9 protein-coding genes are annotated in these 14713 nt (G+C 64.8%); 5 read left to right on the forward strand and 4 right to left on the reverse strand.

Going from position 1 to position 14713, the window contains the following annotated elements:
* Window position 1: 1 nt before the first annotated feature.
* From P8192_RS10740 to rpoB, 4 genes are all read right to left on the reverse strand, one after another.
* Window positions 2–295, reverse strand: a complete 294-nt coding sequence (locus P8192_RS10740; RefSeq protein ID WP_278156930.1) for a YciI family protein — start codon at window positions 293–295, stop codon at window positions 2–4.
* A 108-nt stretch (window positions 296–403) separates the two neighbouring features.
* On the reverse strand, window positions 404–1210 hold the full coding sequence (locus P8192_RS10745) for an IclR family transcriptional regulator (RefSeq protein WP_278156933.1): 807 nt from the start codon (window positions 1208–1210) through the stop codon (window positions 404–406).
* 336 nt (window positions 1211–1546) lie between these two features.
* The gene (locus tag P8192_RS10750) at window positions 1547–5437 is read right to left on the reverse strand and encodes a DNA-directed RNA polymerase subunit beta' (RefSeq protein WP_278156935.1); all 3891 of its coding nucleotides are present in this window, start codon (window positions 5435–5437) and stop codon (window positions 1547–1549) included.
* Between the two features lie 63 nt (window positions 5438–5500).
* The gene (rpoB, locus tag P8192_RS10755) at window positions 5501–9019 is read right to left on the reverse strand and encodes a DNA-directed RNA polymerase subunit beta (protein ID WP_278156937.1); all 3519 of its coding nucleotides are present in this window, start codon (window positions 9017–9019) and stop codon (window positions 5501–5503) included.
* Window positions 9020–9375: 356 nt separating this feature from the next.
* Here rpoB and P8192_RS10760 point away from each other — a divergent pair, with 356 nt between their 5' ends.
* The 5 genes from P8192_RS10760 (at window position 9376) to P8192_RS10780 (ending at window position 14711) form a co-directional block, all read left to right on the forward strand.
* Window positions 9376–10287, forward strand: coding sequence for a MurR/RpiR family transcriptional regulator (locus tag P8192_RS10760; protein ID WP_278156939.1), 912 nt, complete (start codon window positions 9376–9378; stop codon window positions 10285–10287).
* Window positions 10288–10416: 129 nt separating this feature from the next.
* Complete coding sequence (locus P8192_RS10765; RefSeq protein ID WP_278156941.1) at window positions 10417–11157, forward strand: tyrosine-protein phosphatase; 741 nt, start codon at window positions 10417–10419, stop codon at window positions 11155–11157.
* The gene (locus P8192_RS10770) at window positions 11154–12023 is read left to right on the forward strand and encodes a metallophosphoesterase family protein (protein WP_278156942.1); all 870 of its coding nucleotides are present in this window, start codon (window positions 11154–11156) and stop codon (window positions 12021–12023) included. The genes P8192_RS10765 and P8192_RS10770 overlap by 4 nt, the downstream gene beginning before the upstream one ends.
* 4 nt (window positions 12024–12027) lie before the next feature.
* Complete coding sequence (locus P8192_RS10775) at window positions 12028–13068, forward strand: ABC transporter substrate-binding protein (protein WP_278156944.1); 1041 nt, start codon at window positions 12028–12030, stop codon at window positions 13066–13068.
* Window positions 13065–14711: an ABC transporter permease gene (locus P8192_RS10780; protein ID WP_278156946.1), complete on the forward strand. Its 1647-nt coding sequence runs from the start codon at window positions 13065–13067 to the stop codon at window positions 14709–14711. The genes P8192_RS10775 and P8192_RS10780 overlap by 4 nt, the downstream gene beginning before the upstream one ends.
* Window positions 14712–14713 lie beyond the last annotated feature (2 nt).

A 14713-nucleotide genomic window follows, 5' to 3' on the forward strand; every position in this document is an offset into this window, starting at 1 on the left:
ATCACTCGGCTCCGTCAATGGAGCCAAAGACGATGTTCCACCGGCGCACCTGACGCTCGGCCACGAAACCATCGGAGAAGAAGGGATCGCCGTCCATGATCTTCTCGACTTCTTCCACGCTTTCGCCGCGGATGATCAGCAGGGCGCCCAGCGGGTCACCTTCGGTCAGGCGGCCGGAAACCAGCAGCGTGCCAGCGGAGTGCAGTTCGCTCAGGAACTCAACGTGCGCGGGGCGTGCCGCGGTCATTTCGTCGGTCTCGGGTACGTAGGTGTAGTTCACAGCGTAAGCGGCCATGGCGATTCCTTGATCGTTGGGGAGCACCCCGCGATCTACCGGGGCGCTGTCCTCCGATCCTCCTGAGCGTGGGCCAGGTCACGCCAGGTAGATCCCGTTGAACAGCAGTTACGACAGCTCCTGACTCGCTGGTCCCTCGCGGTATGGGCGTTGGACGGAGTGGCTGATCCATTGGGAGAGACCGTGGGCCGCAGCGCGCAACACGGGGACCTGCACGGCGAGGTTGATCTGGTCGACGGGCACCACCACGCTCAGCGCGCCCTGGACCTTGCCTTGCGGCCCGAAAACGGGCGCCGCGGTGCCGGAAGAGCGTGGGTGCAGCACGGCACGGGAATGCGCGTAGCCTTCTGCCCGGACCTGGGCCAGAGTGCGTCGCAGGTCATCGGTGGTCAGCCCGCGCTCGGTGATCCACCGGTCGCGGTGGGCCGCGGCCAGGTAGCGTTCCTGGACGTGGCGGGGGCTGAAGGCGACCATTGCCAGTCCCGGGGCCGAGGAAAGCACGGGGAGCCGTCCGGCGATCTTGGTCAGGTCTGCCGGGTCGGGATGGGAGACAAGTCGCTCCAGGTAGATAATCGAGCCGGCCTGCGCGTCCAGGATCGCCAGGGAGACATTCTGGTCCAGGGTCTGGTGCATGCCCTCCAGGAACGGCTTGGCCGCCTGGGAGAACTCCTGGTAAAACGACGAGCGCTGGGTTAGCTCCCAGAGCGTCAACCCGATTTCGTACTGATTTTGGTCGGTCTTCGACAGCAGCCCTTCCAACACCATGTCCTGCAGCAACCGGTGAGCGGTCGAGAGGGACAGGGAGGCGCGCTTGGCCAGCTCAGTGGCAGTGAGGCGGGGGTGCTCGGCGTCGAAAGCCTGCAGGATCCTGGTCAACCGTTGCACCACAGATTCACCGGATCGGGAGTTTGCCATAGCCCCAGTGTACGGATTTCCTAAATTAGGCTCCGTCCATGGGCGGTTTTTCGCCACGGGCACCGAGCGTCAGGTGGTTTCTACCATCACTATCCCATCTTGAGCAGGAGAAATTCCATGATGGCGTTGGTGGTCTGGGCAGTCATCGAGGTCGTTCGCGCCGGGCACATGAATATCTGGGGGCGCGTGGCTCTAGGGATGTTGGCACTCGTGGCGCCGGTGCTCGGTCCGTTGTTGGCAAGTGTTGCCATACGGACGGCGAAAACCTCGAGGGCCTAAGACGACGACAGCCCCGACGCAGTGCGTCGGGGCTGTCGATTATTTCTCAGCGGTGGATCAGCGGAAGTCTCCGCCGATGCCGTATTCGTCCAGGCTGATTGCGTGGAACTCCGGAGTCATGGACTGGTCCATGCCCGGGTAGTCGAAGTCCGCGTATCCGGCAGGACCGGAGAACAGGTTCGCCTTGGCTTCCTCGGTGGGCTCCACGGCGACCTTCACGTAGCGATCCAGACCGGTACCGGCCGGGATCAGCTTACCGATGATCACGTTCTCCTTCAGACCCAGCAGCGGATCGGACTTGCCTTCCATGGCGGCCTGAGTCAGCACCCGGGTGGTCTCCTGGAAGGATGCGGCAGACAGCCACGAATCCGTCGCCAGCGAGGCCTTGGTGATACCCATCAGCTCGTCACGACCGGAAGCCGGACGGTTGCCCTCGCCCACCGCCTGCTTGTTCGCGGCGATGAAGCGGGCGCGGTCGGTCAGCTCACCCGGCAGCAGCCCGGTGTCACCGGACTCGATGACGGTGATACGGCGCAGCATCTGGCGGACGATGACTTCCACGTGCTTGTCGTGGATGCCCACACCCTGGGACTGGTAGACGTCCTGGACTTCCTTGACGAGGAACTTCTGTGCGGCGCGGGGGCCGAGCACGCGAAGCACCTGCTTGGGGTCCACGGCACCTGCCACCAGCTGCGTACCGACGGCGACGTGTTCGCCATCGTCGACGAGCAGACGGGAACGACGCAGCACCGGGTAGATGATCTCCTCGGAGCCATCGTCCGGAGTCAGGACCAGACGGATCTGGGACTGGTCGTCCTCGATGCGCACGCGGCCAGCCACCTCGGAGATCGGGGCGACACCCTTGGGGGTACGCGCCTCGAAGAGCTCCTGAATACGGGGCAGACCCTGGGTGATGTCGTCCGCGGAGGCAACACCACCGGTGTGGAAGGTACGCATCGTCAGCTGGGTACCGGGCTCACCAATGGACTGGGCGGCGATAATACCGACAGCCTCGCCGATGTCTACCAGCTGGCCGGTGGCCATGGAGCGGCCGTAGCACTTCGCGCAGGTGCCGACAGCGGACTCACAGGTGAGCACGGAGCGGACCTTGATCTCGGTGATTCCGGCCTGGATGAACTTCTCGATAAGCACGTCGCCCACGTCTTCGCCGGCCGCGCCGAGGACGTTGCCCTCGGAGTCGGTGACGTCGACGGCCAGGGTACGAGCGAACGCTGAGGTTTCCACATTCTCGTCGCGCACCAGCTCGCCGTTGTAGTTGGCGGAGGCGATGGTCTCGGCCAAACCGCGGGAGGTACCGCAGTCTTCCTCGCGAATGATGACGTCCTGGGAGACGTCGACCAGACGACGGGTGAGGTAACCGGAGTTCGCGGTCTTCAGAGCGGTATCGGCCAGACCCTTACGGGCACCGTGGGTTGCGGAGAAGTACTCCAGCACCGACAGGCCCTCACGGTAAGAGGACTTGATCGGACGCGGGATGATCTCACCCTTCGGGTTGGCCACCAGGCCACGGATGCCGGCGATCTGACGAACCTGCAACCAGTTACCACGAGCACCCGAGGACACCATGCGGTTAATGGTGTTCAGGCGACCCATACCGGCCTGCATGGCTTCGGCAACCTCGTCGGTGGCCTTGTTCCAAATGTCGATCAGCTCGGCACGACGCTCCTCGTCTGCAATCAGACCGGTGTCGTACTGTGCCTGCACCTTCTGCGCCTGGTCCTCGTAGCCCTCCATGATGGAGGCCTTGTCGAAGTCCGAGGTGATGTCGGAGATCGCCACGGTCACGCCCGACCACGTACCCCAGTGGAAACCGGCGTCCTTGAGGTTATCGAGGGTGGCTGCGGTCTGCACCATCGGGTAGCGCTCGGCCAGGTCGTTGACCAGTGCCGAGAGGGTGCCCTTGGTAGCCTGACGGTCCACCCACGGGTAGTCCTCGGGCAGCAGATCGTTGAAGAGCACCTTGCCCAGGGTTGTGGTGATCAGGGCGGTCTGACCGGGCTCCCAGCCTTCCGGCGCCGGAGCGTCGGCCGACGGCACGAAGCCGTCGATAGCGATCTTCACAGGAGCGTTCAGGTGCAGCGCCCCACCGTCGAAAGCCATGATGGCTTCGGAGACGGTGGAGTACTCGTTGCCTGCGCCTTCGGCGTCATCACGAGCGGTGGTGAGGTGGTTCAGGCCGATGATCATATCCTGAGCCGGAACGGCCACAGCGCGACCGTCCGAGGGCTTCAGGATGTTGTGGCTGGAGAGCATCAACAGGCGTGCCTCGGCCTGAGCCTCGGGGCTCAGCGGCAGGTGCACGGCCATCTGGTCACCATCGAAGTCGGCGTTGAACGCGCCACACACGAGCGGGTGCAACTGCAGAGCCTTACCCTCAACGAGCTGAGGTTCGAAGGCCTGGATGCCCAGACGGTGCAGGGTGGGTGCACGGTTGAGCAGCACCGGGTGCTCGGTGATGACCTCTTCGAGGACATCCCACACCTGTGGGCGGAAACGCTCCACCATCCGCTTGGCGGATTTGATGTTCTGAGCGTGGTTCAGATCCACCAGGCGCTTCATGACGAACGGCTTGAAGAGCTCCAGCGCCATCTGCTTGGGCAGACCACACTGGTGCAGCTTCAGCTGCGGGCCGACGACGATCACGGAACGACCGGAGTAGTCCACGCGCTTGCCGAGGAGGTTCTGGCGGAAACGACCCTGCTTACCCTTGAGCATGTCGGAGAGCGACTTCAGCGGACGGTTACCCGGTCCGGTGACCGGACGACCGCGACGGCCGTTGTCGAACAGCGAGTCAACCGCTTCCTGGAGCATGCGCTTCTCGTTGTTCACGATGATCTCGGGGGCCCCGAGATCCAGCAGGCGCTTCAGGCGGTTGTTGCGGTTGATCACACGACGGTAGAGGTCGTTGAGGTCCGAGGTGGCGAAACGGCCACCGTCGAGCTGGACCATCGGGCGCAGTTCCGGCGGGATCACCGGGACGGCACCGAGGACCATGCCCTCGGGCGAGTTATCGGTGGTCATGAAGGCGTTGACGACCTTCAGACGCTTCAGCGCACGGGTCTTGCGCTGGCCCTTGCCGTTCTGGATGATCTCGCGCAGCGACTCGGCCTCGGCTTCGAGGTCGAAGTTCTGCAGACGACGCTGGATGGACTCGGCACCCATGGAGCCTTCGAAGTACTGGCCGTACTTGTCACGCATCGCACGGAAGAGACCTTCGTCGCCCTCGAGGTCGGAGACCTTGAGGTTCTTGAAGCGGTCCCAGATCTTCTCCAGGCGCTCCAACTCGGCGTCGGCGCGCTTACGCACCTGCGCCATCGTCTTGTCGGCGAGGTCGCGAGCCTTCTTCTTCTCGGGTGCCTTGGCACCCTCGGATTCCAGCTTGGCGAGGTCCTGCTCGAGGTCAGCAGCCACCGCAGCAATGTCGGCGTCGCGCTGGTCGGCCAGGTACTTGGCCTCCTGGTCGTACTCAGCCTGCAGGTTCGGCAGATCTCGATGGCGAGCTTCCTCGTCCACGGAGGTGATCATGTAGGCAGCGAAGTAGATGACCTTCTCGAGGTCCTTCGGTGCCAGGTCCAGCAGGTAACCCAGACGTGAGGGCACGCCCTTGAAGTACCAGATGTGGGTCACGGGAGCGGCGAGCTCGATGTGGCCCATGCGGTCGCGACGCACCTTGGAGCGGGTCACCTCAACGCCACAGCGCTCACAGATGATGCCCTTGTAGCGCACGCGCTTGTACTTGCCGCAGTAGCACTCCCAGTCACGAGTGGGTCCGAAGATCCGCTCGCAGAACAGGCCGTCCTTCTCGGGCTTCAGGGTGCGGTAGTTGATGGTCTCGGGCTTCTTGACTTCGCCGTAAGACCAGTTTCGAATATCTTCGCCGGTGGCCAGGCCGATGCGCATTAGGCCGAATGAGTTTTCAGTGGACATGGTCCGTTGAACTCCTGATGTCTAAAAGTGGATGACGTCTTGTGCGGGCTGGTGAACCGGGTCTCAGACTTCCTCGACCGAGCTGGGCTCGGCGTGGGAGAGGTCGATTCCCAGCTCATCGGCGGCCCGGAATGATTCCTCATCCGAGTCACGCATTTCGATGGTCTGGCCTTCGGTGGAAAGGACTTCCACGTTCAGGCAGAGTGACTGCATCTCCTTGATGAGCACCTTGAAGGATTCGGGAACGCCCGGCTCCGGGATGTTCTCGCCCTTGACGATGGCCTCGTAGACCTTGACGCGTCCATGGATGTCATCGGATTTGATGGTGAGCAGCTCCTGCAGCGTGTAGGCGGCACCGTACGCTTCCAGGGCCCACACTTCCATCTCACCGAAGCGCTGACCGCCGAACTGCGCCTTACCACCCAGCGGCTGCTGGGTGATCATGGAGTACGGTCCGGTGGAACGCGCGTGGATCTTGTCATCCACCAGGTGGTGCAGCTTCAGCATGTACATGTAGCCCACGGAGATCGGGTCCGGGAACGGCTCACCGGAGCGGCCGTCGAACAGCTGCGCCTTACCGTTGGTTCCCATCAGACGATCGCCGTCGCGGGTCTTGTTGACATGGCCGAGCAGTCCGGTGATCTCGTCTGCTTCCGCACCGTCGAAGACGGGGGTAGCAACGTTGACCTTGCCGGATTCGCGAGGCAGGTTCGGCAGATTCTTGATCCACTCGGGCTCGCCCTCGATGGTCCAGCCGTTGGCGGCGGCCCAACCGAGGTGCAGCTCCATGACCTGGCCCAGGTTCATACGACCGGGCACACCCAGCGGGTTCAGGATGATGTCGACGGGGGTGCCGTCCGCGAGGAACGGCATATCCTCCATCGGCAGAATCTTCGAGATGACACCCTTGTTGCCGTGGCGGCCGGCCATCTTGTCACCGTCGGTGATCTTACGCTTCTGCGCCACGTAGACGCGGACCAGCTGGTTCACGCCCGGGGGCAGATCGTCGTCTTCATCGCGGTCGAAGATGCGCACACCGATGACGGTGCCGGACTCGCCGTGAGGCACCTTCAGGGAGGTGTCACGAACTTCCTTGGACTTCTCACCGAAGATGGCGCGCAGCAGGCGCTCCTCCGGGGTCAGCTCGGTCTCACCCTTCGGGGTCACACGACCCACCAGGATGTCGCCGGCTTCCACCTCGGCACCGATGTGGATGATGCCGCGCTCGTCGAGCTGGGACAGCACCTCATCAGAAACGTTGGGGATGTCGCGGGTGATTTCCTCGGCACCGAGCTTGGTGTCGCGGGCATCGACCTCGTACTCCTCGATGTGGATCGAGGTCAGCACATCGTCAGAGACCATGCGCTGGGAGATGATGATGGCGTCCTCGTAGTTGAGGCCCTCCCACGGCATGAAGGCGACCAGCAGGTTCTTGCCCAGGGCCAGCTCACCGTTGTCGGTGGAGGGGCCGTCGGCGATGACCGAGAGCTTCTCGACGCGATCGCCCTCGGTGACCCGGACACGCTGGTTGTATGCGTTGCCCTGGTTCGAGCGGGAGAACTTCATGATCGGGTAGTGCTGGGTGGTGCCGTCGTCGTTCATGACGGTAACCAAGTCAGCAGCAACTTCGGTGACCACACCGGAGGCGTCCGCGGTGACGGAGTCACCGGCGTCCACGGCCACGTACTTCTCCATGCCGGTACCGACCAGCGGAGCCTCCGACTCCAGCAGGGGCACCGCCTGACGCTGCATGTTCGCGCCCATGAGCGCGCGGTTGGCGTCGTCGTGCTCGAGGAACGGAATCAGCGCGGTTGCGGCAGACACCATCTGGCGCGGGGAGACGTCCATGTAGTCGATCTCATCGATGGCGGAGAGCACGGGCTCCCCGTCACCGCCACGCTGGCGGCAGAGCACGAGTTCTTCGGCGAAGGTGCCGTCCTCGTTGAGCTGCGCGTTGGCCTGAGCGATCTGTGCGTCCAGCTCATCGTCAGCGGTCAGGTACTCGACCTGGTCGGTGACCTTACCGTCGACCACCTTGCGGTAAGGGGTCTCGATGAAGCCGAAGGCGTTGATGCGACCGAAGGTAGCCAGCGAGCCGATCAGGCCGATGTTCGGGCCTTCAGGGGTCTCAATGGGGCACATACGGCCGTAGTGCGAGGGGTGCACGTCACGGACTTCCATGCCGGCGCGGTCACGAGACAGACCGCCCGGGCCCAGCGCGGACAGACGACGCTTGTGCGTCAGGCCAGCCAGCGGGTTGTTCTGGTCCATGAACTGCGACAGCTGCGAGGTACCGAAGAATTCCTTGATCGAGGCCACCACGGGGCGGATGTTGATCAGGGTCTGCGGGGTGATCGCTTCGACGTCCTGGGTGGTCATGCGCTCGCGCACGACGCGCTCCATGCGGGACAGGCCGGTGCGGATCTGGTTCTCGATCAGCTCGCCCACCGCGCGGATACGACGGTTGCCGAAGTGGTCGATGTCGTCGCGCTCCACGCGCACGTCGACCTCTTCACCGTTGCGCTGGCCCTTGATGGTCTTCTGACCGGCGTGCAGGGCGCAGATGAAGCGGATCATCTGAGCGACGTCGTCTTCGGTGAGCACCGAGGAAGCCGGATCGCCCAGCGGGGCGTCGACACCGAGCTTGCGGTTCAGCTTGTAGCGGCCGACCTTAGCCAGGTCGTAGCGCTTCTCGGTGAAGTACAGGTTCGACAGCAGCGACTGTGCGGCGTCAACGGCAGCGGGCTCGCCCGGGCGCAGCTTGCGGTAAATGTCGAGCAGGGCCTCATCCTGGCCTTCGGTGCCGTCCTTCTCCAGGGTCAGACGCATGGAGTCGTAGTCGCCGAACTCTTCCAGAATGCGGGACTCGGACCAGCCCAGGGCCTTGAGCAGCACGGTGACGGGCTGCTTGCGCTTGCGGTCCAGACGCACGGAGACCTGATCACGGCGGTCAATCTCCAGCTCGAACCAGGCTCCGCGCGAGGGGATGATGCGCGCGGTGAAGACGTCCTTGTCGGTGGTCTTATCCGGAGCCGACTCGAAGTAGGCGCCCGGGGAGCGAACCAGCTGCGACACGACGACACGCTCGGTGCCGTTGATGACGAAAGTGCCCTTGTCGGTCATCAGCGGGAAGTCGCCCATGAAGACGGTCTGCTGCTTGATCTCGCCGGTGTTGTTGTTCATGAACTCGGCTTTGACGTACAGCGGCGCGGCGTAAGTGGTGTCGCGTTCCTTGCACTCGTCCACCGGCATCTTCGCATCAGCGAACTCCGGCTCCGCGAAGGACAGCGACATGGTGCCCTGGAAGTCTTCGATCGGAGAAATCTCCTCGAAGATGTCGGCCAGGCCGGAGGTGGTGGCGATCGAATCATCGCCGATCTCCTGGGCGTGGGCGACGCGTGCGGTCCAGCGCTCGTTGCCGACGAGACGGTCGAATGACTCCGTCTGCAGTGCCAGCAGATCCGGCACGTCCAACGGCTCATGGATCTTCGCGAACGAAATACGTCCGGCGCTGGCGGCTGAACGAGGCGAAACGTTCTGGTTGTTAGCGGCTGAATTTTCAGAGGTGCTCGAAGCGACCAAGAGGGATCCTTTCACAGACCTTCTTTGTTTTCGTTCGTGTCCACCGCTCCTCGACTCCCTGCCGTCGAGAAACGATCACCACGGCGGCCCACCGCTATATGAAGGCTCGTACCGTGTACCGTGTATCTTGGATGCGGTCCCCGGTCGCATAGCCCCCGTTTCACTGAAGTGAACGAGAAGCGGACGAAGGTGGGCACAGCGGTCCCAAGATGGGGATACGCAAAGAACCAGCATAGCTCAACACGCCACGCGCGTCTACCCGAGCTTTCGTCATCCGCGCCGAGATGTGTTATTGCCCCAGCCTTTCTCCTTCAAGCTGTGTTCGGCGCCACCACATGCCACATTAGGATGGCGCCATGACCGAACCTCAGCCGCCGCGCACGCAGCAGGCGTTTTTGGCCCATGTCCGCGCCAGCGCAGGCCAGCTCGGCCCCGCGGAAAAGCGCGTGGCCGAAACACTGATCGCACACCTCGAAGAAATCACCGATCTGGCCACCTCACAGATCGCCCAGCGCGCCGAGACTTCCGCAGCCACCGTGGTGCGCACCTGCCAGCGCCTCGGGTACAGCGGGTACCACGCACTCAAAGCAGAGATGACGCGGCATCGGTACCTGCGTGACCGTGAGTCACAGCCCAGTGCCCAGCGAGCCGAGGCGGACGAAGCCAGCAACCACTCCTCCATCATCGATCGCGTGCTCACGACAGCACAATCCGATCTCGCCAGCGCGGCCGCACTCCTCGATCGCAACGCTTTCGACCGCGCCGTCGACGCCCTGGCCAGCGCCCAGCGCATTCTCTTCGTCGGGTCCGGCGAATCCGCCACCCCCGCCCAGGACGCCGCCCTCCGCTTCACCATGGGCGGCCGCCAGGCGGTGGCTCCGGTCGAGACCCTTTCACAGCAGTTCACCGCCCGCCTGCTCAGCACCGAAGATGCCTGCGTGGCGATCAGCTTCTCGGGCGCCAATCGCCACACCCTGGACGCCGTCTCGGCGGCCCGCTCGGCCGGCGCCCGCATCATCAGCATCACCAGTTCCGGGGTCTCTCCCCTGGCCCGGCGCGCGGACATCAGCCTCGCCACCGGATCCCCGACCCAGGAAACCGAGGTCTTTGTGGGGCGCATCGCCCACACCCTGGTGCTCAATGCCCTCAACCTCGCGGTGCAGCACCAATCAGGGGAGCCAACCTTCGGCCCATCCCAGGCCCTCGTCGACGTCTTCGCCCGCACCCTGCGCCCGGAAGTCACCGACGAACCCACCACCGAAACCTAACGAGGATTCCCCCGTCCTTCACATCCAGGTGGCCGCTCGTTCACCTGACGTCCACATGGGTCCGCTGTGATCATTTCGTAACGCCGTTTCATGATCTACGAAACGCTGTAACGAAAGGATCGACTCCCTGTGACCTCCCCCTCGGACGGCGCTTCGATGCCACCCGCAATCGCCAATCTGCGAGCGATCCCGGGCATCGGTGCACCCCGGATTTTCCGTTCCAGTGCGCTGTGCAGCCTCAGTGCCGCAGCCCGCGAGGAACTGCGCCGGCTCGACCTTGCTGCGGTGATCGACCTGCGCGAGCGCGGCGAGATCACCGAGGCCCCCGACGAGATCGAGACGGCCACCCCCGGGACCGCCTGGATCAACATCCCGCTGTATCAGGGACCGGTTCCGATGAGCACGCCCATCGAGCAGGTCTACCGGGATTTGCTCGTTCACCGCCGCCCCCAGCTTTGCGCCGCCGTCAGCGCCGTCGCCCGCTACGCATCGGCCGGTGTGCTCATGCATTGTAAGGCCGGCAAGGATCGCACGGGTTTGGTCGCGGGGCTCGTGCTGGAAGCAGCTGGGGTGGCGCGTGAGCTGATTGTTGACGACTACGCCCTCTCGGAGACTGCGCTCTCGGCGCACTACCGGGACCAGGTGCTGGCGATGGTTCACACGGCTGAGTTGGATGACGACGCGGCCGCGGCCGCGCGTCAGTTGCACCTGCAGAGCCCGCCGGCAGCCCTGCGTAGTGCTCTCGACATGCTCGATCGCGACTACGGTTCGGTCACCGACTACCTGCGTACCGGCGGGGTCGCCACCGCGGAGATCGACGTGCTGAGGGCGCAGCTGAACCCGGCGGCTCCCCAGGAGGAGGCGTCATGACCTCGACGTTGCCGACGCACCGGCTGGTCCATCTCACCGATGCCCATCTCACGGCGGAGTCCCGGTTGCTCCACGACCGGCTCGAACCTTGGTCGCGACTGTTCTCCGCTTTGTCGGCAGCAGCGCAATTTCGGCCAGACGCCGTGGTGATTTCAGGGGACCTGGGCGAGCGCGGACACAAGATTCATGATCGCGCCGCACCACTGCTCACCCAGGCCGAGGCGCAGTTGGGATGCCCGGTGATCACGGTGCCCGGCAACCACGACACCCCCGGGGCGATCGGCGAGCGCTTCAACACCTCCCGCACGGCCTCAGGCCCCCACTCGGCGGACACCGTCCACGAGATCACCGGGCTGCGGGTGATCGGGCTGGACAGCCACGGCTTCGAACAGCCGCAAGGATGGTTGGATCCAGAGCAGCTGGACTGGCTCACTGAGGTGCTGGCGACCCCGGTCGAACATGGCACCGTGCTGCTGCTGCACCATCCGCCGATCCCCACCATCGATCCGTTCCTCTCCACCGTCGGCTTGGCCAACGCCGAGGAGCTTTCTGAGCGGCTGCACGGCACCGACGTCCGGGTGATGCTCAGCGGCCACCTGCACCTGAGCACTTCCGGGGTGCTCGGTGCGATTCCGGTGTGGTCGGGACCGGCCCTGGCCTACAACCACAACCCGTTCACCCCGGCAGGCACCCTGCAGGGGCTGGACTCCAGCTGGCTGAGCGTCGTCGACGTGCACGCCCACACCGTGGCTACTTCCGCGGTGCCCATGCAGACGGCCTCCGCCGTGTTCACCCGCCATCTGTCCCCTTCCCCCTCTCCATCCACCCCCTTCACCTCCGATCACCCCGCTACCGTTCAGGAGTAACCCCATGTACCGTTCCCCGTCCTCCCGTTCCCGCACCATCCTCCTCTCCCTGGCTGCTCTGACCGCCGCGGCCGCCCTCACCGCCTGTGGCTCCGCATCTGGCGATGATTCCACCGACGCTGCAGCAGCCTCCGGTGAGACCATCACCGTCTACACCTCCGAACCCCAGGCCAAAATCGACGAGATCGTGGCTGCGTTCGAAGAGCAGCACGACGGCGCCAACGTCGAGGTCTTCCGTGCGGCCACCGGCGAGCTGAAGGCCCGCCTGGCCACCGAGCAGGAATCCGGCGGCATCCAGGCCGACGTGCTGCTGGCCGCCGATGTTCCCACTTTCGAGGCATACGCTGCCGAGGGCACCCTGGCCGAGCTCGACATCGACCACGCCGGCGATCTGGAAGACAACCTCGTGGACGAGGAGGGCTTCTGGGTGGGCACCCGCATCATCCCCACCGTCATCGCTTACAACACCGAGGTCATCTCCGAGGCACCCAGCAGCTGGGCTGAGCTGACCGACCCCGACTATTCCGGCCAGATCGCCATGCCGAACCCCGATGTCTCGGGTGCGGCCGCGTTCAACACGGCGGTGTGGCTGGCCGAGGACGAGCTGGGCGAGACGTGGCTGGAGGACCTGGTGGCCAATGATCCGACCGTGTTGGAGAGCAACGGCCCGGTGGGGCAGGCCGTGGCCGGCGGCACCAACGGCATCGGCATCGTCGTCGACTATGTGATCCGCGAGCTGGCCGAGCAGGGCTCCCCCGTCGATCTGGAATACCCCACCGACGGTGTCCCCTACGTCTCACAGCCCGCTGGCGTGTTCGCGGACTCGGAGAACCAGGAGACCGCCAACGCCTTTGTCGACTTCCTCATCTCCGAGGAGGGCCAGCAGTTGGCCGTCGAGCAGTCCTACCTGCCGGTGCGCGGCGACGTCGGCGTGCCGGAAGGTGCCCCCGAGTTGGCCGAACTGAACCTGCTGGACCCGGATCTGGACGAGATCGCCGCCACCCAGACCGAGGCTGTCGACCTCTTCAACTCGATGGTGCAATGAGCCAGACCTCTACCACGATTATGACTGGCCCCGATGGGGTGCGCTGGCTGCGTTGGGTAGCCTTCGCCCTCATCGGGCTCGTCGTGATCTACCCACTCATCGCGTTGACGGTGATGGGCGCCCGCCCCGACGCCCTGGCCGCCCTGGCTCGCCCCGCTGTCGGCCAGGCCACCCTCAACTCGATCCTCTCCGCCACCGGTTCTGCCCTCGGGGCCACCGTGCTGGGCGCGTTCTTCGCCCTGGCGCTGGACCGTTTCGCGTTCCCCGGACGCCAGGTGCTGCGCTGGCTGATCCTGTTGCCCTTCCTCATCCCGCCGTTCATCGGCGCGATGTCGTGGATGGCGCTCCTCGGCGTCAACGGTCCGGTGAATCAGCTGCTCTCCGCCCTCGGAATGGACACCCGGATCTCGATTTTCGGCGGCTGGGGCGTGGTCTTCCTCCTCACCGTGCATTCCTACCCGATGGCGTACCTGGTGATCTCGGGAACCCTGAAGCGGATCCCCGGCAACCTGGAAGAAGCCGCCCGCATCGCCGGCGCCTCGCCCTGGCGGGTGCTGACCACCGTGACCCTGCCCCTGATGCGTCCCGGCCTGGTGGCTGCCTTCATTCTCACCGTCGTCGCAAATCTCTCCGATTTTGGGATCCCCGCCCTGATTGGCCTGCCCGAGCGCTACACCACCCTGACCACGTTGGTGTACCGGGAATTATCCTCGTCAACGACGACGAACCCGCTGCCTGCCGTCTCCGCTATGGGGCTGGTGTTGATGGCATTGGCGGTGCTCGCCGTCCTCGCCCAGCGCCGGTTGCCCCAGGATGCGCAGCTCACCGCCGGGGCCGCCTCCGCCCGGTTCGACGTCGGCGCCATCCCCCGCGCCGGCCTGGCACTACTGTCTTGGGGCTGGGCGCTGGTCGTCTGCGTCCTTCCCCTGTTCGCGCTGGCTTCCCAGGCGCTGCTGCCCGCCCCCGGGGTGCCGCTCACCTGGGAAAACCTCACTCTGACCAATATTGACCGCGCCCTGAGTTCCCCCGGAGCGATGTCCGGAGTGCAGAACTCGGTGCTGCTCGCCGGAGGGTCAGCCCTCGCGTGCATGGTGCTGGGCTTGGTGGTCGCGATGTTGCTCGTGCGTGTGCGCCACCGCAGCAACGCCCTGCTGGACGGCCTGGCCACCCTCCCCCAGGCCCTGCCCGGGCTGGTCATCGCGGTGGGCTGGCTACTCATCGCTCCGCAGCTGGGCATCTTCAACACGCCCTGGGTCATCCTGGGCGCCTATGTGATGGCGTTCTTGGCGATCGTCGTGCAACAGGTGCGGGCCCCCCTGAGCACCATCTCTGCATCGCTCGAAGAAGCCGCGCAGATCTCCGGGGCCTCGCGATTACGCGCCCTGGTCGACGTCAGCGCCCGACTGGCGCTGCCGGTGCTCGCATCCGCCGGACTGGTGGTGTTCCTCACCGCCGTCCGCGAGCTGACCATCTCCATCCTGTTGGTGGCCCCGGGGACCCAGACCCTCGGCGTGACCATCTTCAACCTGCAGCAAGCCGGGGATTACAACTCCGCCTCCGCGCTGGCCCTGGTGGTCGTGATCGTCGGGATCATCGGCCTCAGTACCGCAGCCGCCATCACCGCACGGCAGTCGAAAGGCTGACC

This window comes from Citricoccus muralis (assembly GCF_029637705.1).
Lineage (GTDB): Bacteria > Actinomycetota > Actinomycetes > Actinomycetales > Micrococcaceae > CmP2.

Bases quoted from the DNA above. Each gene is read 5' to 3' on its own strand.
- P8192_RS10740 (WP_278156930.1), bottom strand. From the start codon at position 295: ATGGCCGCTTACGCTGTGAACTACACCTACGTACCCGAGACCGACGAA.
- P8192_RS10745 (WP_278156933.1), bottom strand. From the start codon at position 1,210: ATGGCAAACTCCCGATCCGGTGAATCTGTGGTGCAACGGTTGACCAGG.
- P8192_RS10750 (WP_278156935.1), bottom strand. From the start codon at position 5,437: ATGTCCACTGAAAACTCATTCGGCCTAATGCGCATCGGCCTGGCCACC.
- P8192_RS10760 (WP_278156939.1), top strand. From the start codon at position 9,376: ATGACCGAACCTCAGCCGCCGCGCACGCAGCAGGCGTTTTTGGCCCAT.
- P8192_RS10770 (WP_278156942.1), top strand. From the start codon at position 11,154: ATGACCTCGACGTTGCCGACGCACCGGCTGGTCCATCTCACCGATGCC.
- P8192_RS10775 (WP_278156944.1), top strand. From the start codon at position 12,028: ATGTACCGTTCCCCGTCCTCCCGTTCCCGCACCATCCTCCTCTCCCTG.
- P8192_RS10780 (WP_278156946.1), top strand. From the start codon at position 13,065: ATGAGCCAGACCTCTACCACGATTATGACTGGCCCCGATGGGGTGCGC.